Genomic DNA, 20977 nt, shown 5'->3' with positions numbered 1-20977 from the left:
CCTCTTTCCTTTTATTTGATAACTCAAATCGGACGCGTCAAACAGATGCGGTCACGTAAGACCAAACCATCCTCCTCGATCGGATCGTATCCATATTGGATAAAATAATCACGTTCCACAGAATCAAATCGGAATCCGGCTTGTTGATAAAAACGCAATTGCATGATGCTTGAATTCCCCGTACAAACGAGGAGTTCTTGACCGCCAAGTGTCGTCGCCCGTTTTACCGCGTCTTGTAGCATCCGCTGACCAATCGTTTGGTTTTGTCTCTCCGGCTTCACCGCGATATTGACAAGCTCGACCCGTCCTGCCCCGTGCGATACGAGCATATAGGCACCGACGATTTCTCCTCCGAGTAACGCTTTAAACGTTCGTCCTGTTTGAAACTGTTCTCGCACCATCGCTTCATTCGGATTCGCTAAAACGAGTAAATCACGAATTTCTTCATACGATTCATGTTCCACGATTTGAAGATCCGGCTTCGCTTCGGGGGTCACCCCTTTTGCGATGACATAGTGTTTGATGACGTCATTGACGAATGTCTCGCTTCCTGCCAATACAGATGTTCTCCCATCGTATCGAATCGTTTCCCCATATAAGGAAACGACCCGTCCACCCACTTCTTCGACGAGCAATTTCCCTGCAGCATAATCCCACGGCATATTGCGCATCGTAATGTATCCGTCCACTCGTCCTGCGGCGAGCCAAGCAAGCTCAAGCGAGGCAGCGCCATGCGCCCGTGTCCCAATCGAATCTCGAACAATCGGGGCAAGGATTTCCGGGGCAATTTGATGGTTCGGAGTGACCCACGTCGCATTCATACTTAAAAATGCATCTCGTACATGATGTTCATGTAGATACGTCAATGTCCGTCCGTTCAATGTCGCACCATACCCTTTTCTAGCCATAAACATCTCATCCGCCATCACGTCATAGACGAATCCGTACTCTACGACTCCATCGACCATCACGGCCACCGAGATGGCGAACATACGCTTCTGATGAATAAAGTTTAACGTCCCATCAATTGGATCGACGAACCAGACCGTTCCTGATAACGTGTCTGGCGTATCCGTCGTTCCTTCTTCCCCCATGATTTGATGGTCCGGGAATCGGTTTTGGATACGGCGGACAATCAGCTGTTCCACCGCTCGGTCAATTTCAGTGACCAAGTCTCCTTTTCCGGTCTTTCGTTCCACTTCATAATGTTGATCAATCTCGCGACGAATCAGCTCTCCCGCCTGTTTGATTAAATCGACTGCAAACCATTCTATCATCTGTGATCACCTCAACTGTATTGTACCAAACAAAAACCAGTATCCGCTCGGAATACTGGTTGAATGTGTGTGTAATGGTTAGGCTTCGAGACGCAATAATTCTTGGCGGTACTTCTCCAACCGATGCTTGCTAGCCTGAACTGTAGCATCATCCTGTGACGCCATCGCATCGAAAAGGGTTGCCAATTCATAATCAATCTCCAAGCGCAGCACCGGAATCCGTTTTTCTGCGTCTTTTCTTTTGAATGCCTCAATCACTTGTTTCATAAGATGCCACACTCCTTTTGTTGGGCTACAAGTTACGGTTTAGTGAGTTGAATTGAGTATATCAGATAAAATTCGAAAAAGAAAGATAATTGTCTGACTATTTTGAATTTTTTATCTTAATGGATATATTCCCAATTTTAATCCCCTTAAACCTGAATAAGTGTTAGGTAACTGTACCCGACTTTTAAGAAGAAATAACAAAAAAGCATGCCTGAATTTGCACGGGCATGCTCCGACTTACAGTTTAATCATTTTGCTCGATGACTTCATCGCTACTTGAACGGTACGATACGTAGAATATCCAGTCTGTTCATCGTGAACCGCGTTCAGTTGTTTCTCTTCTGACTTAGATGTTACGATTTGCTTGAAAGCTCGATACGCGTCTAGGAAAACCTCACGCTCGACTCCACCTTCGTTCGCTTGTGCAACGACATTATAAAACTCGACGACCTCGATCAATTCATCGGTCGTCCAATCCGGATTAATCGGATAATTGATTTGCATATTGTTCACCTCGACACTCATTGTATCAACAAAAAAAACTATTGCAAGTTACGTCAGAAATCTCTATAGTTTTTTTGTTGCTTCTTTTTTTAAAATCAACATATAACGTAACGATATCATTCATCTAATAAATAAACTGATTCCAAGGGGGATTTACGATTGAAATTAAAAGGTGCTACTCAGCTCGAAACGCCACTATTTGACACGTTACTTGAACATGTCGACTCAAATCCGATTGCGTTCCATATTCCTGGTCACAAGAGCGGGAAAGGGATGGACCCGGAGTTTCGTGACTTTATTGGCGAAAACGCCCTAAAAATTGATTTGATTAACATTGCCCCACTCGATGACCTTCATCATCCAAAAGCGGCAATCGCTGAAGCGGAACGCTTGGCGGCAGAGGCGTTCCGTGCTGATGAGACCTTTTTCTCCGTTCAAGGAACGTCGAGTGCCATCATGGCGATGATCATGGGCGTCGTCGGACCGAATGAGAAAATCATCGTTCCACGTAACGTGCACAAATCGGTCATGTCCGCGCTCGTCTTGACGGGTGCACACCCGGTCTTCATCCACCCAGAATTCGATGAGACGTACGGCATCGCGCACGGGATTACAGCAAGTGCTGTAGAACGTGCACTCGAGCTTCATCCGGATACAAAAGCCGTACTTGTCATCAACCCGACTTATTTCGGTGTCGCGGGTGATTTGGAGCGAATCGTTGACGTCGCTCATGCACAAGATGTGCCCGTACTTGTCGATGAGGCACACGGCGTCCATCTTCCGTTTCACGATGAACTCCCACTCTCGGCGATGCAAGCAGGAGCGGACGTGGCGGCAACGAGCGTGCATAAACTTGGCGGATCGATGACAGGGAGTTCCATTTTGAACGTACGCCGCGGTCTCGTTTCACCAGAGCGGATTCATGCGATGCTTTCGATGATCACGACGACTTCAACATCATACTTGCTCCTTGCTTCTCTTGATGCGGCGCGTCGACAGCTTGCGACGAAAGGTCATATGATGAACGAACGTGCGCTTGACCTTGCTCGAGCAGCACGGACAGCAATCGGTCAAATGCCAAACTTGTCGGTTTACGGACACGCGGAGCTTCACTCAGAATCGACTTATGCACTCGATGAGACAAAAGTTCTCGTATCGGTTCGCGAGCTCGGTGTGACAGGATTTGAAGTCGAGAAGTACCTTCGTGAGAAACACCGCATCGAAGTCGAAATGTCAGATTTATTGAACGTGCTCTTCATTGTTACGTCAGCAGACGATGAGTCGACGATTCAAGCATTGATTGAAGCGATGCGTGACGTCGTGTCCGTTTATCAGAAGTCTGGGAATGACTCACTCTCAATCATGCTTCCTGAAATCCCGCCATTGGCTCTTAGCCCGCGTGATGCATTTTATGAAGAGACGGAGACGATCCCTCTTGAGAACGCCGTCGGACGCATTTCAGCTGAATTCATTATGGTGTACCCACCAGGAATTCCAATCATCATTCCAGGTGAATTGATCACAACGTCGACACTCGAATACATCATGGCCAACATCGAAGCCGGTCTCCCGGTTCAAGGTCTTGAAGATGAGTCTCTTCAAATGATTAAAGTCATCCAACAAACAAAAGCGATTCGCTAAATAAAAAATGAGCCGGTCATCGTGACCGGCTCATTTTTTATGTCATCTCAGAAAAGGTGGCTGTAGATGATCGAATTGCTTCCCCTATTGCTTATTATAAGAAAACGCTTACATGTTTTCAAGTGTCAATTTCTTCAGATGCTTCTGTTTTTTCAACTAGGCAGAGTCGTAAAAATTCAGCGACGTGTTCTGTATCATTCAAGTTAATGCCGAGCATCGGATACAATTGACGGGGCTCTTCTAGCGCATGCAGATCAAGAAGGGCCGATTGACCCGTTTGCATACAGACAACTAATACCTTGCCCATGAATTGATGTGTATAGACGAAACCAAAGTCATAGCGGGCAGCTTCTGTCTCAATCCCGGTGAAACGTACACGACTCGTCTCGGATACGGTATATAATAACTCCTCATCGAATGCCATCAGGATTCCCTCCCTTCTCTCTTCACAAGTATTTTCCTTTATACTACAAGTATGAAACCTAAGGAGAGAGTCATCATGAAAATTGAGTATGCCAAACCGTCAAACCAAGAAGCACTCGCGCAATTGATGCATGAGCTATGGCCCGACGCCCCGATTGAGGAATTGCGGATGGAAGTCAAACTCGGTCTTGCTTCAAAAAAAATGCATTATTTCATCGCATCCTATGACACAAAAGCGATTGGATTTTGCCAGCTCAGCTTCCGGCATGACTACGTGCCAGGTTCAAGCATGTCTCCGACAGCCTATGTGGAAGGAATCTATGTTGTTGAATCCGAGCGTCAGAGAGGTGTCGCTGCCCGTCTGATTGATGCTGCGTCAATGTTCGCTGCACGTCATGGTTGTATCGAACTGGCATCGGATACCGAACTTGAAAACGAGAACAGTCAACAGTTCCATGAGAAGATTGGATTCCAGGAAGTTGAACGCGTCGTCACCTATATCAAAAAACTCTCTCACAAAACGTGAGAGAGTTTTTTCTAGCGTGCTTATTTAACGACGTGGATTGGCATACCCATTGCGATTTCAGCAGCTTCCATTGCCATCTCACCGAGTGATGGGTGAGCGTGGATTGTAAGTGCGATATCTTCAGCAGTCATACCAGCTTCGATTGCGAGACCAAGCTCAGCAATCATATCTGATGCGCCAGTACCCGCGATTTGGGCACCGATCAAGAGACCGTCCTCTTTGCGAGTGATGAGCTTCATGAAGCCGTCTGGCTCATCAAGTGCAAGTGCACGACCGTTCGCTGCAAATGGGAATTTCGAAACTGTGATTTCGAGTCCTTCTTCTTTTGCGAGTGGTTCTGTGTAACCAACAGTTGCGAGTTCAGGATCTGTGAAGACGACTGCAGGGATTGCAGAGTAGTCGAGGTAAGCTGGCTTACCTGCTGCTGCTTCAGCTGCGATTTTCGCTTCGTAAGATGCTTTGTGTGCAAGTGGTGGTCCAGGAACGATATCACCGATTGCATAGATGTTTTCGTTCGAAGTCTTACATTGGTCATCGATTTCGATGATTCCACGGTCGCTGATTTTAACGTCCGCGTTCTCAAGACCGATGTCGCCTGTGTTTGGACGACGACCAACTGTGACGAGGACATAGTCCGCTTCAACAGATTGCTCTTCACCGTTTACTTCAAACTTAACAGTTACGCCGTCTTCCGTTTCTTCGACACCTTTAGCAAGTGCGTTTGTGTGGATTGTGACGTTACCTTTTTGTTTGAGTTTTTTCTTAACGATTTGCGTCATTTGTGGTTCGAAACCAGACAAGATGTCGCTAGCGCCTTCTACAACAACTACTTCTGTATCGAAGTTAGCGTATGCAGTACCGAGCTCCATACCGATGTATCCACCGCCGATGACGACGAGTTTCTTCGGTACTTCAGGAAGTGCCAATGCGCCAGTTGAAGAAAGGACGCGTTTTGACCATTTGAACGATGGGATCTCGATTGGTGTAGAACCAGTCGCAACAATCGCTTTTTTGAATTTGTAAGGAGTTGAGCTGTCTTCTGTGATGACACGAACTGTGTCTTCAGAAGCGAAGAAAGCTTCACCTTGAACGATTTCAATCTTGTTTCCTTTGAGGAGACCTTTGACACCGCCAGTCAATTTGTTAACAACTGACTGTTTCCAGTCTTGAACTTTTGTGAAGTCCACTGACACGTTGTCAGACGAGATTCCCATTGAATCATGTCCTTTAGCGTGTTGGAAGTTGTGTCCAGCTGTGATCAACGCTTTCGATGGGATACATCCGACGTTTAGGCAGACGCCACCGAAGTTGCCTTTCTCAACGATTGTTACTTTCATTCCGAGCTGTGCGCCACGGATTGCGGCAACGTATCCACCAGGACCGGCACCGATGACAAGCAAATCAGTTTCTTGTGCGAATTCTCCTACTACCATGTTCTTATCCCTCCATCATTAGAAGTGCTGGGTCTTCGAGCAAGCGTTTCACCATGTTAAGAGCGTTTTGTGCAGTCGCACCGTCGATGAGGCGGTGGTCAAAGCTGAATGAAAGTGCAAGTACTGGCGCAGCAACGATTTCACCGTTCTTCACGACAGCTTTCTCAGCGATACGACCGATACCGAGAATTGCAACTTCTGGGTGGTTGATGACAGGTGTGAACCATTGTCCACCAGCAGAACCGATGTTTGTGATTGTGATCGATCCGCCTTTCATGTCTTCCCCAGCGAGCTTACCTTCACGAGCTTTACCTGCAAGTTCGTTAATGTTTGTAGCAAGTGCATAGATTGATTTACGGTCTGCATCTTTTACGACTGGTACAACGAGTCCGTTGTCCGTGTCAGCTGCGATACCGATGTTGTAATAGTTTTTGTAAACGATTTCTTCGTTCACATCATCGATTGAAGCGTTGATTGTTGGGAATGCTTTCGCTGCAGCAGTCAATGCTTTCACGACGAATGGCAAGTACGTGAGTTTCACGCCTTGGTCAGCCGCGACTTGTTTGAAGTCTTTGCGGAGTGCGACGAGTTTTGTAACGTCGACTTCGTCCATGAGCGTAACGTGTGGTGCAGTGTGTTTCGAGTTAACCATAGCTTTCGAGATGGCTTTACGGATTCCACGGATTTTCTCACGTGTTTCAAGTTCTGGAGTCGCTGACTCGTAAGGCTTGATTTCCGTTTTCGCAGCTGCTGCTGGTGCTACAGAATCTGTTTTCTCTGTTGTAGCTTCTGCAGACGGTGCTTCACCGTTCGCGAATGCATCAATGTCTTCTTTCAAGACGCGACCGTTGTCGCCAGAACCGTTTACTTCACGGATGTCGACACCTTTTTCACGTGCATATTTACGGACAGATGGCATTGCGATGACACGCTCAGATTTGTGAAGTTGAACGTCGCGTGGCGCGTCTTCTTTCACATCTTCTTTCACGTCTTCTGTCTTCTCTTCTGCTTTCGGTTGTTCAGGTGCTTCTTCTTCTTCACCTGCTGGTGCGTCGCCTTCGATGTCAAACGAAATGAGGACGTCGCCGACTACGGCAACTGTACCTTCAGAAACTTTAACTTCTTTGACTGTACCGTCGACTGGAGCTGGGATTTCAACGACTGCTTTGTCGTTTTGTACTTCTAAAAGAACATCGTCCTCTTTGACCGTATCCCCTGCTTTTACGAACCACTTGACGATTTCACCTTCGTGAATACCTTCACCGATATCTGGTAATTTAAATTCAAATACTGCCACTGGTTTTTCCTCCCATCAATTCATCATGTAAACACGACAAGGGAGAACATTCTCCCTCATCGTTTATTCAACACGATCTTAGAAGTTCACAACTTCCTTAACTTTTGCAACGACATCTTTATGGTCTGGTAACCACATGTCTTCACCTTGTGCAAATGCAAAGACTGTGTCTGGTGCAGTTACTCGAAGAACTGGTGCTTCGAGGTGAAGAATTGCGCGTTCTTGAATTTCAGTTACAACGTTTGCAGCGATACCTGCTTGACGTTGTGCCTCTTGAACGACGATCGCACGACCTGTTTTCTTAACAGATTCTACGATTGTGTCGATATCAAGCGGGCTCACTGTCATGAGGTCGATGACTTCAACGTTGATGTTTTCTTTTTCGAGTTCTTCCGCTGCTTTAAGTGAAGTGTGCACCATCGCACCGTAAGTGATGATTGAAACGTCTGTACCTTCACGTTTCACATCTGCTTTACCGAGTTCGATTGTGTAATCACCTTCAGGCACTTCGCCACGGAATGAACGATACAATTTCATGTGCTCGAGGAACACAACTGGGTCGTTGTCACGGATTGACGCGATCAACAAACCTTTTGCATCGTAAGGAGTCGATGGAATAACGACTTTAAGACCAGGTGTCTGAGCCATCAAACCTTCAAGGCTGTCCGCGTGAAGCTCAGGTGTCTTAACTCCACCACCGAATGGTGAACGGATTGTGATCGGTTGGCTGTAAGCGCCGCCTGAACGGTAACGCATACGTGCCATTTGAGCTGCGATTGAGTCAAATACTTCGAATACGAATCCGAAGAATTGAACTTCCATAATCGGACGGAATCCAGTAAGACCTAGACCGATTGCAAGACCACCAATCCCTGATTCAGCGAGTGGCGTGTCGAAGACACGGTCTTCGCCGAGCTCGTCTTGGAGGCCTTCCGTTGCACGGAATACCCCACCGTTTTTACCAACGTCTTCTCCGAAGAGAAGTACTTTCTCGTCGCGTTTCATTTCAACGCGCATCGCATCAGTAATCGCTTGGATCATTGTCATTTGAGCCATAACTTACTTCGACTCCTTTGCAGTATATTCTTCAAGCTGTTCTTTCAAGTTTGAAGGAAGTTCTTCGAACATGTTGTTGATGAAGTCCGAAACTTTTTGTTTTGGTTCTTTGTCAGCTTGGCTGATTGCTTCTTTCACATCAGCTTTCGCTTGCTCGATCACTTCGTTCTCCATGTCTTCGTTCCAGAGTTTCTTGTTCTCGAGGAAGAGACGGAAACGTACGAGTGGATCTTTTTCTTGATACTCTGTGTCGAGTTCTTTTGTACGGTAACGTGTTGGGTCATCCCCAGCGAGCGTGTGTGGTCCGTAACGGTAAGTGAGTGACTCGATGAGTGTCGGTGTTCCTTCGAGTGCGTCTACGCGAGCTTGTTGTGTCGCTGCAAGCACTGCAAGAACGTCCATTCCGTCTACTTGGATTCCGTTGATTCCAGCTGCAACAGCTTTTTGCGCGATCGTTTTAGCTGCTGTTTGCTTCTCAACTGGTGTCGAAATAGCGAAGCGGTTGTTTTGAACGACGAAGATTGCTGGTGATTTGAATGCACCTGCAAAGTTCAATCCTTCGTAGAAGTCACCTTGTGATGAGCCACCGTCACCTGTGTAAGTAATAGCGACATTTTTGTTGCCGTTGCGTTTGAGGCCCATAGCCACACCCGCAGTTTGAATGATTTGTGCACCGATGATGATTTGCGGCATCAATACGTTGACACCTTCAGGGATGCGGTTTCCTGCCACGTGTCCACGTGAGAACAAGAACGCTTGATAAAGCGGAAGTCCGTGGAATACGAGTTGTGGAATATCACGGTATCCTGGAAGGATCCAGTCCTCTTTGTCGAGCGCGTATTGCGTCCCGATCATCGTCGCTTCTTGACCTGCCACTGGCGCGTAGAATCCTAGGCGTCCTTGACGGTTAAGTGAGATGGCGCGTTGGTCCCAGATTCGAGTATAGACCATGCGGCGCATGAGTTCCTGAAGTTGCTCGTCCGTTAGGTCAGGCATTGCGTCTTGGTTGACGACCTCACCCTTCTCGTCGAGAATACGGAACGTTTGGAAGTTTTCTTCCACGTTTTGAAGTACCTGAACGTTGTTCATTCGTTTCACCTCATCCTTTCAACTATGAGACAATTGTCTTTTTTGTGATCAAACACTATCTCAAATCTTACGTGTATCTGTCCAAAAAAGCAATCTGTATTAACGTAATTCAGGAAAGTTATGCTCTCCTGCCGTTTCCTAGTTAGTATAAAACGGGTTGTTATAATAACGCAAAAAATATGCTTACTGAAATAAAACGCTTACATTCAAGGGATATGACATTCATTTTGTCTCTGTATCATTTTCGTTTCACCTTCTGTACCATCCACATTCTTCTCTCTTTAAATATGATATAATCAATCATATACGTTTTATAGAAAGGAAGTTGCACATGTTAACGATGAAAGACGTCATTCGCGAAGGAGACGAACGACTTCGCGCACGTTCAATTGAAGTACCGATTCCGCCAACCGAAGAGGACTTGGCGCTACTCGACGAGATGGAGACGTTCCTCGTCAATAGTCAAGACCCAGAGATGAGCGAAAAATACGAGTTACGAGGTGGTGTCGGAATCGCCGCGCCACAACTCGGTGTAACCCGTCGTTTCTTCACAGTCTTGCTACAAGAAGAGGAAGAAACGTTCAAACTCTCGATTTTCAATCCTAAAATCACGAGCCACTCTGTCGAACAGACATTTTTAAATGGTGGGGAAGGATGTTTGTCGGTCGACCGCGTGGTCAAAGGAAATGTACCTCGTTTTCGTCGAATCACATTAGAAGGGTTTGACCGAGACGGACAACCAATTAAGCTTCGTCTTCGGGGTATGCGCGCGATCGTGTGTCAGCACGAGCTCGACCATTTGGACGGTATTTTATTCTATGACCGAATCAATACGTCGAATCCGCTAGACACATACGGCGAACCGATCTAACATGTTTAGCTCGAGAAAAAGGGCACTGTTGTTACTATTCCCATTTTTATTTCTTTTAATCGGCGGATGTGTGCGCATTAATTACGATGCGACCGTGCATTACGATCAATCCGTTTCACTCGAAACCACTTATGCTTTCCGCGACCACCCAGTGATGAAGTTGCTCAATCTCAGACTCGACTGGGATACGTGGAAGGAGCAGGCCGAGGATAATGGGTACGAGACTGAAGATTATTCGAGCGCCGATGATTATGAAGGGATGGTCTTGAAGAAGACGTTCCGCAATGTGGATGAGTTACAACAGATTAAAGAAGAATGGAAAACCGGTCCAGCCGGAATTCTCGTCCCACCTGACATTCAATTCGATATCGAGCAACGAGAGGGCATCTGGTTCGACTCTTACACGATGCAGACGAACCTCGATCTTCGACTAGATCAGGTTGACTTACCTGGTGTCGAACTGTCGGGTTCACCTAAGAAATTAGCGGAACGATATATCCGGCAAGCCGATATCCGCTTTAATTTAACCGTTCCGACCGGCGTGTTCGTGGAAGACGGGACTGGCCTTGACCTTCGCTCCATGAAGCATGTCGAGTGGCAAGTGTACGGGGGACGCCAAAATAATTTAACACTCGTCGCCCATGTGCCAAACGTTAAAGCATGGGTGATCACCATCATCGTATTTGTCTCTGCGATTATTTTAGGGTATTTCATTTGGCGTAAATATCGAAAAAACATCGGTAACCCTAGGGAAACATCGATTCGTTCGCGCCTGTTAGGGTTATTGATTGTCTCCCTTTCACTCGTATTGATTGTCGGGACATTCCGACAAGAATTGGCGAATGAGCGACAAACCGAGGCGATTCGCCAAGCGTCGCAGACGAACGAGTTTATCCCTACTTTCGCGGTGCATGGTCTACTCGGGACTGACCGAACGTTCCTCCGCTTCTCGCAAGCGATGGAAGAGAGTGGCCAAGCAACCGACGGTGCCCTTTGTACGGTTACCGTCAAAGGAAAAACCGACTGCGAAATTTATGACTACAGCTCGAATCGTCCAATCGTTCGAATCGAGTTCGAGGATGCAGAAGCTTCTTTGAACAATCAAACAAAATGGTTAAATTCAGCAATTGAAACGTATAAGAAAACGAGAAACCGCTCATTCGATCGCATGTATATCCTCGGTCATAGTATGGGTGGCGTTGCGGCTGCCAACTACATTTTGAACCAGGAAACATACATCGTCGATAAGTTCGTCACGTTTGATAGTCCATTCGGCGGCACTCGACTCGCAAACTTTGGCCTATCGGCTAGTAACTTTGGAATCAACACAGGTAGCCCTGCCATCCGTGACTTATCACCTAACTCGGACGGGCTACAAGCGTTCCAGTCAAAACTTGAGACATGGCCACGATCCGTACAAGTGCTATCCTTCTCTGGACGAGGCGGCGAGTTTAATCTGATTGAGCCGTCAAGTTCTCTGTTACTCGAAAAGTATACGAATAATATTCAGACAGAGACCGTACCGTACGATCACTTCTCGCTTCACCGTAAGAGTGACGTCTTGAAAGAGTCTGGGAAATTCTTATACGAATACACGAACGAGTTTAATCCAATCGAGACGAACTAACGTCAAAACAGCTATCCCCAATTTGAGGATAGCTGTTTTTTAGTACGTCATCGTCCATGTTACTTTTTGAAGCCAATACATCACGTACTTTCCAAGTGGGATGTCGGTTTGAATCTCGTCATATGCCACTGTGTACGTTCCATTCTCGTTATTCCATAAGCGATTGAAATAATCGTCTACCTCGTCAAAGAAAGCTGTATCCTCTTCTCCTTTTACCTCGACGTCTGCTTCTAGGTTGTAATCGTTCATATTTCGTGTCGTATAATTTCCGGAACCTAAGACGACTGTCTTTTCTTCTCCATCCACATATAGGATTTTTGGATGATATTGTTCCTTGCCGACATCATACCAACGAATTTCGATCTGTTCAGGATTGACGGTATTCAGTTCTGCCGTTACAGGTAAGTTCGGCAATCCCGATTTTGAGCGACCAAAAGCGTTCGTATTGGGGTCGAGAATCATGTTCACGGTCACACCTCGGCCAGCGGCATCCTCAATCGCTTGAATAATATTTCGGTCAGCCAAGTAGAACATGCCGATCCAAATCGTATCTCCGTCTTCCGCTCCATTCATCGCATCGAGCACCGACTCCTGAATCTTTCCTTCCGTTACGTAACGAATCTCCATCGGCGCATCGTTCGGCGCGCTCTCGATCTTCGATAATGCGTCATCGTCCGGGAAACGTCGTGCATCGCCTTTTGAGAACGTCGCGACTGCTTGTTCCCCTTTAGCTATCTCTTTTAAAATGGGTCCTTTTAAATGAACACCGACATTTGAGTGATACCCACTCGCATCATGCGGGTTCGCCGATAATACGAACCCTTCATTTTCTGTCACCATCACTTTTCGGTGGTTCGCTTTAATGTTCAGCAATCTTAAATACGCCCGAACGGTAATATCCGGTGCCGACGAGGCCATCGGATTCGGCAACCATCCGTCCTGACTATCCCCAAACCATTGAAGCGCCATCCGATAAAACGTGGAGTACAAAATGTTTGGGTCGCGAAGTGCGTCGAGATTCGTGTACACAACTTCCACCCCCGCCTCTTCTAGCACATCGAAGTGGTCGGAAACGTGCCCGTTATACGTCGTATTGATATCGTCTGTAATAAAGACGACTTTCAAGTCCGGGTATCGCTCCATTTGCTCTAGCAGCGCTGATGACAATCGCGCCGTGATATCCGGATATTGCCGGTCTTCATTCGAATAAGGGTTGAATAAGAAAAAGTCCATGACGATATATTCCTCAGCTTCCCGAATCGCTCGTTCGACTTCATTAAAAATTTCTTGCTCGACAATCTCCGTATCCTCTCCTTGATATGTCAAATCATGAAGAAAGTCGATTTGATCATCCGAAATGAGATAAGGTTCAGATTGTCGTGACACCCCATCCGGTAACGGTTTTACTTGGTGATACACAAGTGTGATGAGAAAAATGACAGCGATGATGGCCAATCCCCACTTGAACCATCCTTTTTTCCCTTTTTCTTTAGCCATGAGTTCCCCTCCTCCTTTGCGGTTAAAAAAACAGGCTGTAGTCACCTACAGCCCGTTCAATCATACTTCCATAATAATCGGCAGGACCATCGGGTGTCTCCGCGTCTTTTGTGCCAAATATGGTGTGAGCGTATCGGATACGAGTTGCTTCATCTCCGACCACTTCATCTGTTTATTTGACAACCCTTGCTCGACGGTTTTCTTCAACAAACGTTCGCCGTCGCGAATCAAGCTACCTGATTCACGCATATAGACGAACCCACGTGAGATGATATCCGGTCCTGAAACGAGTTTACGTGTCTTGCCATCGATACTGATAACAACGACGACGAGTCCATCTTCAGAAAGGATACGACGATCCCTTAATACAATATTCCCGATATCGCCGATTCCATTCCCATCAATGTAAACGGCGTTCGCAGAAATTTTACCAGTGACCGCAGCCGACTCAGAATCGACAGCGAGCACTTCTCCGTTATCCATGACGAAGCTATTCTCTTTTGGAATCCCGACTGATTCAGCGAGCTCCGCATGTTTCTTCAACATGCGATACTCCCCGTGAATCGGCATAAAGAATTTCGGATTGAGGAGACGAATCATCAACAACTGTTCTTGTTGCGAACCGTGTCCAGACGTGTGGATGTTCGTCAACTTCCCGTACACGACGTCAGCCCCTGCTTTATACAGCTGGTCAATCGTCTTCCCGACCGAGATGGCGTTCCCCGGAATCGGAGAAGATGAGAAGATGACCGTATCTCCCGGGATGATCGACACTTGACGGTGTGTCCCGTTCGCGATACGACTAAGCGCGGCCATCGGTTCACCTTGTGAACCGGTACAAAGAATGGCAATCTCGTTCGGGTCATAGTGACGCATTTGATTCGCTTCAATGATCATCCCTTTCGGAACGTTGATGAATCCGAGTTCTTGCCCGATTGTCATAACTTTCTCCATCGAACGACCGAAAATCATGAGATGACGTCCTGTCTCAGCACACGCATCGACGACTTGTTGTAAACGATAAATGTTCGATGCGAATGTGGCGAAGATGATTCGACCGTCTGCTTTACGGAACGTCTCGCTAATCGTTCCCCCGACGACGCTCTCACTCATCGTGAAGCCTTCGACTTCCGCATTTGTCGAGTCAGACAAGAGACAGAGCACGCCTTCTTTTCCAATCTCCGCCATCTTGGCGAGATCGGCAGGTTCACCGACTGGTGTGAAGTCGAACTTGAAGTCACCTGTATGGACGATGTTCCCTTGTGGTGTTTTGACGACAACACCGAGCGAGTTCGGAATCGAGTGCGTCGTACGGAAGAACGAAATGCTCGTTTTACGGAATTTGATGAGTGAATCCTCATCGATTTCGTGGAGTTCCGCCTCACGCAACAATCCATGCTCCTCGAGTTTTACTTTAATCAAACCAAGCGCAAGTTTTGTCGCGTAAATCGGTAACTGAACTTGCTTAAGTAAGAATGGAATTCCCCCGATATGGTCTTCGTGACCGTGCGTGATGAATACCCCTTTTACCTTGTCCTTGTTTTTAATCAAATACGAGTAATCCGGAATCACATAGTCAATCCCAAGCAAGTCATCCTCTGGGAACATGATTCCCGCATCGATGACGATGATTTCATCTTGGAATTGAACAACGTATGTGTTCTTCCCGATTTCTCCTAGTCCGCCTAATGCGAACACGGCTGTTTGGTGGTTCTTAACAAACTTCATTTAATCTCTCCTTACTTCAATTATTAATACATCTATGTGAAACATAAGTGATTCTCGAATATGTCCGTAAGATTCTTTTTTCATTATAGCTCATATCATGGCAATATTTCACTAACGATGTGATATTCGTGGTAGTTTCCCTATTTCGTGTTATCCTTTTAGTGGGATCGGAAAACATATTTTTTAGACAAAGAGAAAGAATGGTGAATCAAATGGAAGATCAAAAAGTTGTTTTTTTCGACATTGACGGCACACTCTTGCATGAAGGTAGCTATATTCCACCTTCAACGATTTCAGCGATTCAAGCGCTTCGTGAAAACGGAGTTGAGACGTTTATCGCGACGGGACGAGGACCAGCGATGTTATCGGATATCCCGGAACGAGTCGGAATCGATAGCCTTGTTTGTTACAACGGTCAAATCGTCGTGCATAAAGGTGAAATCGTATATCGTAACACGCTATTTAAAGATGCACTCGGTCGTTTGACGACTCATGCCACTTCGAACAACCATACCCTCGTCTATCTGGGACAAGATCGCGGCGGCGCTTCAAAACCGGATGACGCTATCGTCAAGCAATCTCTCGGAGAACTCGACATGCCGATTCCGCGCTACGAACCAAACTTCCACGCAGAAGAAGACGTCTATCAGACGCTCCTTTACTGTACACCTGAAGATGAGCATCACTATCTCGACGCCTATCATGAGTTCGACTTCATCCGCTGGCATCCACATGCGATGGACGTCATCAATAAAGGTGCAAGTAAAGCCGACGGCATTCGTCACTTTATCGAAGCGAACGGTTATCGACTCGAGAATACGTACGCGTTTGGAGACGCTTTGAACGACTTGGCCATGCTCCAATATGTGGGGACAGGGATTGCCATGGGAAATGCTCGTTCTGAAGCGAAAGACGTTGCGGACTTTGTGACGAAATCGATTCTTGAAGATGGCATCGAATATGGACTGAAAGCGATGAAATTAATGTGAACTACTCGCCTCTTATTTGCTTCGCAAATTGAAGGGGGAGCTTCTTGGGAAGACCGTGCTCTTACTAGCCACGGTTGTTTACCAAGCTCGTCGGGTGGTTCCCACCCTGAAGGATGTTCAGTCGGCCAACATCAATAGGTTGATGCTCGCGTTGATGTCACGGTCATGATGCGCGCCACAGGCACACGTCCATTCACGGACATCCATCGTCTTCTTCTGACCTTTCACGCCGCAAGTGGAACAGATCTGAGTGGATGCGTACCAGGGGTCCGCCTTGATGAGCGTCCGTCCGTAGAAGTTTGATTTGTATTCAAGTTGACGGACGAACTCGTACCAACTGACATCCCCGATGGACTTCGCCACCTTGTGATCCTTCATCATGTCCTTCGACTTCAATGTCTCCACGACGATGACTTGGTTCTCGTCAACGATTCGTCTCGACAGCTTGTGAAGGAAGTCCTTGCGTTGGTTGGCAATCTTTTCGTGTTTCTTAGCCAAAAGTAATTTGGCTTTTTCACGATTCTTACTCCCGATCTTCTTGCGTGACAGCGCGCGTTGCGCCTTCTTGACCTTCGCTTCGGATTTTCGAAGAAAGCGAGGGTTGTCGATCTTCTCCGAGACCATCGCGTCGTTCGTCATGACGGCGAAGTGTCCCAGACCGAGGTCGATCCCGACCTTGTGCTCGGCTGGGATCCATGGTTCATCGTCCTGTGCGACGAGGATGGAGATGAAGAACTTGCCCGTCCTCGTCATCGACACCGTCGCCGACCGGATGACGCCCTCGAACGGACGATGTTGGGTGAACCGCACGAACCCGACCTTCGGCAGACGGACCTTGCCCGCCTCGATGCGGATCGTGCCGTGCTGGTTGTTCGTCGTGTAGGAGGCGCGCGACCGTCGTCTCGATTTGAACACCGGGAAACCGGCCGTCCCGGCGAAGAACTTCGCGAACGCGGTGTCGAGGTTCAGCTTCGCGTTCGCGTTCGCGAGCGCGAGGCTGTCCGCCTCGGCGAGGAACGGGAAGAGGGGCTTGTAGGAGGCGGGTGTCGCCGGTTTCCGTCTCGTTCCGCTCCCCGCCTTCGCCTCCTCGCGGATGGCGATGCGGTCCTCGAGCAGCTTGTTGTAGATGAACCGGGCGCAGCCGATCGTCTTGATGAGGAACTCGGCCTGTGCCGGCGTCGGATGGAGCCTGTATGTGTAGCCTTTCAGCATATCTATCCCTTCTCCCTCCAGAAGATCGTGATGTGTCCTCCTCATCCGATACCCGCGGAGGGGGAGGGAGAATCCGACAGAATCGCGAACTTCTGTTCGTCATATCTGTCACAGGGAAAAAGAGTTTTGGACCGGGCGATTCATCCCCCACCTACGCCGGGCTACGCCCCGAGACGCTTAGAGGAGGGAGAATTCTCGCCTGATATAGTTAAAAAAGAGACCTCTTGCGTCAAACCGCCGAGTTGGATCAATCGATTCAACGATCACGGTATCGCTCAAGAGGTCTTTTTTTATTTCGAACGTAACGTCCGTTCAAGTCTATCGAGATCGGTATCTTTTCCGATGATAATCAAAATATCTTCCGATAAGATCATCTCATCTGCCTGCGGCGAAATGATGACATCGTCATCACGACGAATGGCGACAATGTTGACCCCATACTTCGCACGGAAGTCCAAATCGATAAGTGATTTATTCGACAACTTATCTGACGCTTTGATTTCAACAATTGAATGTTCATTTGATAATTCAAGATAATCTAAAATGCTCTGGCTCATCAACCCGTTTGCGATTCGAACGCCCATATCTCGTTCTGGGTGGACGATATTATCTGCACCGATGCGACGGAGAACTTTTTCATGGTAATCATTTGTCGCTTTGACAGTGATGATTTGGACACCAAGTTCTTTTAAGATCAACGTCGTCAAAATCGAAGCTTGAATGTTTTCACCGATGGCAACGATGACGTGTTCAAAGTTACGAATCCCTAAACTCTTCAACACGTTTTCATCTGTCGTATCCGCGATTACGGCATGAGTGGCTAAACCCATAAACTCATTGACGCGTTCCTCATCTGAATCGATGGCAAGAACATCGTATCCGTTTGAAGACAACTCACGGACGATTGACCCACCAAATCGCCCTAACCCAATGACTGCAAATTCACCTGTCATAATCCTACATCCCTTTCCTACACATGGTCTCTTCTTGATTCTTCGTTCAGTGTAACTGATTCCCTTTCAAAACTCTACATAAAACAAGATGGGATCTCCTTCATATGAAGGAAATCCCATCTTTTAAAGTCATGCTTTTCCGCTCGAACGTTTCCCGCGTACATAATCGTTGTCAAACAGGAACAAACGGAGCAACAAGTAGAGCGCCGGAACGAGAAGGAGCAATCCTAAGATGAATACGACGACGAGTGCCACCGCCATCGACTCGTTGACGACACTTCCATTGATATCGATATACGGATACAAGATATACGGTAAGTGTGAATATCCGTAGCCGAACCATGCCATAAAGAATTGTCCCATGACCATCAAGAAAGCAATCCCGTAATTTCGCTTCATATAAACGAATGAGACGGCAATCGCGAAGAAGAGGAAGCTCATTGCGAACCACCACCAGTTTCCTCCTAAGATGCTCTCGTAGTGCCAAGCCGCCTGCGACTTCAAACCGAAGAAGACGAGCCCAGAAGCAATAATCGTCGGAACGCTCCAGAAGAGCGCCCATTTTCTGACGAGTTCGACCGCATTTTGATCGCGTGCTTTGTCCGCATAGAACAAGAGGAACATCGCGCTAATATAGAGGACTGAAACAATCGCCAAGATGACAACTGTCCATGAATAAAAATTGGTGAACAACTTCGCGCCGTCAAAGAAGACGCCGTTTTCCGTCTCGGTGATGAATCCACCTTGACTGACCGTCAATACGGTCGACATCGAAGCTGGGATGAGTAATCCTGTGGCTCCGTATAGGAACATATACAGCGTGCTTTCTTTCGACCCATAGTTCGCGAATGCGTAAAAGCTACCGCGAATCGCAAGTAAAATCAACACGACGGATGCCGGAACGAGTAACGCCGTTCCATAGTAATAAGCTGTATCCGGAAAGAATCCGACAATCCCGACGAAGAAGAAGACGAAAAACACATTCGTTACTTCCCAAGTCGGTGACAAATACCGTTTAACGAGACGGTTCACCAAGTGATCCCGTTTTGTATAACGGCTATAGAATGCGAAGAAGCCAGCACCGAAGTCAATCGATGCGACGATGAGATAGCCGTATAAGAACGTCCATAAGACGGCAATCCCTAACTCTTGAATTTGCATGTCATACCCTCCGATCACACTTCATCCGCAAACATCGCTTCACCACGATGTTCGGATTGTTTTAGTTCTTTCCCTACTGGGTTCTCTTTGAACAGACGTGATAGAACGACCACTGTGACTGTTCCGAGCACCGCATAGAGGATCGCGAAAGCGACAAGCATCCAACCGACATTCGCCGATGTCGTAGCTGCTTCACTCGTACGCATCAACTCATAAAGCGCCCACGGTTGACGACCAAATTCAGCGAAGAACCAACCGAATTCAATCGCTGCCATCGCAAGCGGTCCACCGGCTGCAATCGCAAAGAGCATCGGTTTACTGAACTGGTTCAAACGTTTAATATAACGCCCTAATACGAACAGGAAGGAAATCAGCGCTAGAAGCATCCCGATTCCGACCATCGCATCAAACAAGTAGTGAACAAAGAGCGGTGGCTGGTCCTCTTTCGCAAATTCATTGAGACCTGTCACCTCATAGTTTGGAACACCACCAGCAAGAATTGAAAGCGCGTAAGGAATCTTTAAGGCGCCTCGAACTTCGTATCCGCCTTCACCGTCATCTTCTAACCAACCACCAAGAATCAACTCAGCCTCGGAGGAGGTTTCAAAGTGCCATTCCGCTGCTGCTAATTTATCCGGCTGATATTGTGCCAAATACTTACCTGAGAAGTCTCCGACAAGTGCTGTCGCAATCGCAAAGATCAAAGCGACTGTCATCGTCAAGCGAAGACCTTTTTTGTGATATTCGATTGACATCTTGTCGAGTTGATTACGACGTTGACGTAACAACTGTACAGCTGCAATCGCCGCTAGGATGAACGCAGACGTTAGAATCGCAGACGTCAATACGTGTGCCATCTTCGTCGGCATAGCTGGACTGAACATCGCCTCAAGCGGACTGACGTTTGCCAAAAGACCGTCAACGATATCAAATCCTACCGGTTGGTTCATAAAGCTGTTTACCGTTGTAATAAAGAACCCTGAGAACAATGCACCGACTGCGACTGGAATCCCGAGAAGCATATGATGCCACGGATTTTTAAACCGATCCCACGTGTACAAGTAAATTCCGAGGAAAATCGCTTCAAAGAAGAAAGCGAACGTCTCCATGAATAGTGGAAGTGCAATCGTTTGACCCGCAACGCGCATCAAGTTCGGCCATAATAGCGAAAGCTGAAGACCGATTGCTGTACCCGTTACAACCCCAACTGCTACAGTCACGACATAACCGCGTGACCACCGGCGAGCCATGAGGGTATATTTCGGGTCTTTTTTACGAATTCCTAAAAATTCTGCCAATAAGATTAAAAGTGGAACCCCGACGCCGAGTGTGGCAAAAATCACATGAAAACCTAAAGTGAGTGCCGTTAATGCTCGGCTCATCAGGACAGGATCTTGAAACATCTATTGATTACCTCCTATCTCTC

Annotated in this window: 19 protein-coding genes; 5 read left to right on the top strand and 14 right to left on the bottom strand. The window is 47.2% G+C overall.

Features of this window, described 5'->3' with window-relative positions; all coding sequences use genetic code 11:
- Positions 1 to 23 precede the first annotated feature (23 nt).
- From LCM29_RS01905 to LCM29_RS01895, 3 genes are all read right to left on the bottom strand, one after another.
- Complete coding sequence (locus LCM29_RS01905) at positions 24 to 1277, bottom strand: inositol monophosphatase family protein (protein ID WP_224860573.1); 1254 nt, start codon at positions 1275 to 1277, stop codon at positions 24 to 26.
- A 78-nt stretch (positions 1278 to 1355) separates the two neighbouring features.
- A complete protein-coding gene (locus tag LCM29_RS01900; protein ID WP_015881266.1) occupies positions 1356 to 1544 on the bottom strand; it encodes a hypothetical protein in 189 nt (62 codons plus the stop codon).
- Between the two features lie 237 nt (positions 1545 to 1781).
- Positions 1782 to 2048: a UPF0223 family protein gene (locus tag LCM29_RS01895; protein WP_224860571.1), complete on the bottom strand. Its 267-nt coding sequence runs from the start codon at positions 2046 to 2048 to the stop codon at positions 1782 to 1784.
- A gap of 159 nt (positions 2049 to 2207) precedes the next feature.
- On the opposite strand from LCM29_RS01895, the gene LCM29_RS01890 reads away from it, so the two are divergent.
- Complete coding sequence (locus LCM29_RS01890; protein WP_214760628.1) at positions 2208 to 3689, top strand: aminotransferase class I/II-fold pyridoxal phosphate-dependent enzyme; 1482 nt, start codon at positions 2208 to 2210, stop codon at positions 3687 to 3689.
- A 118-nt stretch (positions 3690 to 3807) separates the two neighbouring features.
- Here the strand turns inward: LCM29_RS01890 and LCM29_RS01885 are convergent, their stop codons facing one another.
- Positions 3808 to 4113, bottom strand: a complete 306-nt coding sequence (locus LCM29_RS01885) for a DUF3055 domain-containing protein (protein WP_074034985.1) — start codon at positions 4111 to 4113, stop codon at positions 3808 to 3810.
- A 75-nt stretch (positions 4114 to 4188) separates the two neighbouring features.
- On the opposite strand from LCM29_RS01885, the gene aac(6') reads away from it, so the two are divergent.
- Positions 4189 to 4638, top strand: a complete 450-nt coding sequence (gene aac(6'), locus LCM29_RS01880; RefSeq protein WP_224860569.1) for an aminoglycoside 6'-N-acetyltransferase — start codon at positions 4189 to 4191, stop codon at positions 4636 to 4638.
- 20 nt (positions 4639 to 4658) lie between these two features.
- Here the strand turns inward: aac(6') and lpdA are convergent, their stop codons facing one another.
- From lpdA to pdhA, 4 genes are all read right to left on the bottom strand, one after another.
- On the bottom strand, positions 4659 to 6071 hold the full coding sequence (gene lpdA / locus LCM29_RS01875; protein ID WP_074034989.1) for a dihydrolipoyl dehydrogenase: 1413 nt from the start codon (positions 6069 to 6071) through the stop codon (positions 4659 to 4661).
- A 4-nt stretch (positions 6072 to 6075) separates the two neighbouring features.
- Positions 6076 to 7368 (bottom strand): dihydrolipoamide acetyltransferase family protein, encoded by a 1293-nt coding sequence (locus LCM29_RS01870; protein WP_214819549.1) that lies wholly within the window; start codon positions 7366 to 7368, stop codon positions 6076 to 6078.
- A 78-nt stretch (positions 7369 to 7446) separates the two neighbouring features.
- A complete protein-coding gene (locus LCM29_RS01865; protein ID WP_074034993.1) occupies positions 7447 to 8424 on the bottom strand; it encodes an alpha-ketoacid dehydrogenase subunit beta in 978 nt (325 codons plus the stop codon).
- A gap of 3 nt (positions 8425 to 8427) precedes the next feature.
- On the bottom strand, positions 8428 to 9513 hold the full coding sequence (gene pdhA / locus LCM29_RS01860) for a pyruvate dehydrogenase (acetyl-transferring) E1 component subunit alpha (RefSeq protein ID WP_015881258.1): 1086 nt from the start codon (positions 9511 to 9513) through the stop codon (positions 8428 to 8430).
- Between the two features lie 331 nt (positions 9514 to 9844).
- On the opposite strand from pdhA, the gene def reads away from it, so the two are divergent.
- Positions 9845 to 10384: a peptide deformylase gene (gene def, locus LCM29_RS01855; RefSeq protein WP_214783980.1), complete on the top strand. Its 540-nt coding sequence runs from the start codon at positions 9845 to 9847 to the stop codon at positions 10382 to 10384.
- 1 nt (position 10385) lies between these two features.
- Positions 10386 to 12011 carry an alpha/beta hydrolase gene (locus tag LCM29_RS01850; protein WP_263600774.1) on the top strand — a complete coding sequence of 542 codons (1626 nt, stop codon included), beginning with the start codon at positions 10386 to 10388 and terminating at the stop codon, positions 12009 to 12011.
- Between the two features lie 39 nt (positions 12012 to 12050).
- Here LCM29_RS01850 and LCM29_RS01845 read toward each other — a convergent pair whose 3' ends face one another.
- Together LCM29_RS01845 and rnjA are read right to left on the bottom strand one after the other, a co-directional pair.
- Positions 12051 to 13508: a phospholipase D family protein gene (locus LCM29_RS01845; RefSeq protein WP_224860565.1), complete on the bottom strand. Its 1458-nt coding sequence runs from the start codon at positions 13506 to 13508 to the stop codon at positions 12051 to 12053.
- A 60-nt stretch (positions 13509 to 13568) separates the two neighbouring features.
- Positions 13569 to 15236, bottom strand: coding sequence for a ribonuclease J1 (gene rnjA, locus LCM29_RS01840; protein WP_015881254.1), 1668 nt, complete (start codon positions 15234 to 15236; stop codon positions 13569 to 13571).
- A 200-nt stretch (positions 15237 to 15436) separates the two neighbouring features.
- Here rnjA and LCM29_RS01835 point away from each other — a divergent pair, with 200 nt between their 5' ends.
- A complete protein-coding gene (locus LCM29_RS01835) occupies positions 15437 to 16225 on the top strand; it encodes a Cof-type HAD-IIB family hydrolase (protein ID WP_224860563.1) in 789 nt (262 codons plus the stop codon).
- Positions 16226 to 16342: 117 nt separating this feature from the next.
- Here the strand turns inward: LCM29_RS01835 and tnpB are convergent, their stop codons facing one another.
- From tnpB to LCM29_RS01815, 4 genes are all read right to left on the bottom strand, one after another.
- Positions 16343 to 17437 (bottom strand): IS200/IS605 family element RNA-guided endonuclease TnpB, encoded by a 1095-nt coding sequence (gene tnpB, locus LCM29_RS01830; RefSeq protein ID WP_224860561.1) that lies wholly within the window; start codon positions 17435 to 17437, stop codon positions 16343 to 16345.
- Between the two features lie 290 nt (positions 17438 to 17727).
- The gene (locus LCM29_RS01825) at positions 17728 to 18390 is read right to left on the bottom strand and encodes a potassium channel family protein (RefSeq protein ID WP_074035000.1); all 663 of its coding nucleotides are present in this window, start codon (positions 18388 to 18390) and stop codon (positions 17728 to 17730) included.
- Between the two features lie 129 nt (positions 18391 to 18519).
- Positions 18520 to 19551, bottom strand: a complete 1032-nt coding sequence (locus LCM29_RS01820) for a cytochrome d ubiquinol oxidase subunit II (RefSeq protein ID WP_214748358.1) — start codon at positions 19549 to 19551, stop codon at positions 18520 to 18522.
- Positions 19552 to 19565: 14 nt separating this feature from the next.
- Entirely contained in the window at positions 19566 to 20954 is a 1389-nt protein-coding gene (locus tag LCM29_RS01815) for a cytochrome ubiquinol oxidase subunit I (RefSeq protein ID WP_224860559.1), read from the bottom strand.
- Positions 20955 to 20977: the final 23 nt, after the last annotated feature.

Source organism: Exiguobacterium aestuarii, assembly GCF_020171655.1.
GTDB lineage: Bacteria > Bacillota > Bacilli > Exiguobacteriales > Exiguobacteriaceae > Exiguobacterium > Exiguobacterium aestuarii_A.
The sequence above is the reverse complement of the archived record's forward strand: the minus strand, read 5'-3'. Positions and strand labels throughout refer to the sequence as shown.

What these genes read in the sequence shown, in the direction of transcription:
- rnjA (WP_015881254.1), bottom strand. Translation starts at nt 15,236, where the DNA reads ATGAAGTTTGTTAAGAACCACCAAACAGCCGTGTTCGCATTAGGCGGA.
- LCM29_RS01820 (WP_214748358.1), bottom strand. Translation starts at nt 19,551, where the DNA reads ATGCAAATTCAAGAGTTAGGGATTGCCGTCTTATGGACGTTCTTATAC.
- lpdA (WP_074034989.1), bottom strand. Translation starts at nt 6,071, where the DNA reads ATGGTAGTAGGAGAATTCGCACAAGAAACTGATTTGCTTGTCATCGGT.
- LCM29_RS01845 (WP_224860565.1), bottom strand. Translation starts at nt 13,508, where the DNA reads ATGGCTAAAGAAAAAGGGAAAAAAGGATGGTTCAAGTGGGGATTGGCC.
- LCM29_RS01850 (WP_263600774.1), top strand. Translation starts at nt 10,386, where the DNA reads ATGTTTAGCTCGAGAAAAAGGGCACTGTTGTTACTATTCCCATTTTTA.
- LCM29_RS01895 (WP_224860571.1), bottom strand. Translation starts at nt 2,048, where the DNA reads ATGCAAATCAATTATCCGATTAATCCGGATTGGACGACCGATGAATTG.
- def (WP_214783980.1), top strand. Translation starts at nt 9,845, where the DNA reads ATGTTAACGATGAAAGACGTCATTCGCGAAGGAGACGAACGACTTCGC.
- LCM29_RS01835 (WP_224860563.1), top strand. Translation starts at nt 15,437, where the DNA reads ATGGTGAATCAAATGGAAGATCAAAAAGTTGTTTTTTTCGACATTGAC.
- LCM29_RS01865 (WP_074034993.1), bottom strand. Translation starts at nt 8,424, where the DNA reads ATGGCTCAAATGACAATGATCCAAGCGATTACTGATGCGATGCGCGTT.
- LCM29_RS01885 (WP_074034985.1), bottom strand. Translation starts at nt 4,113, where the DNA reads ATGGCATTCGATGAGGAGTTATTATATACCGTATCCGAGACGAGTCGT.
- pdhA (WP_015881258.1), bottom strand. Translation starts at nt 9,513, where the DNA reads ATGAACAACGTTCAGGTACTTCAAAACGTGGAAGAAAACTTCCAAACG.
- LCM29_RS01825 (WP_074035000.1), bottom strand. Translation starts at nt 18,390, where the DNA reads ATGACAGGTGAATTTGCAGTCATTGGGTTAGGGCGATTTGGTGGGTCA.
- LCM29_RS01900 (WP_015881266.1), bottom strand. Translation starts at nt 1,544, where the DNA reads ATGAAACAAGTGATTGAGGCATTCAAAAGAAAAGACGCAGAAAAACGG.
- LCM29_RS01905 (WP_224860573.1), bottom strand. Translation starts at nt 1,277, where the DNA reads ATGATAGAATGGTTTGCAGTCGATTTAATCAAACAGGCGGGAGAGCTG.
- LCM29_RS01815 (WP_224860559.1), bottom strand. Translation starts at nt 20,954, where the DNA reads ATGTTTCAAGATCCTGTCCTGATGAGCCGAGCATTAACGGCACTCACT.
- tnpB (WP_224860561.1), bottom strand. Translation starts at nt 17,437, where the DNA reads ATGCTGAAAGGCTACACATACAGGCTCCATCCGACGCCGGCACAGGCC.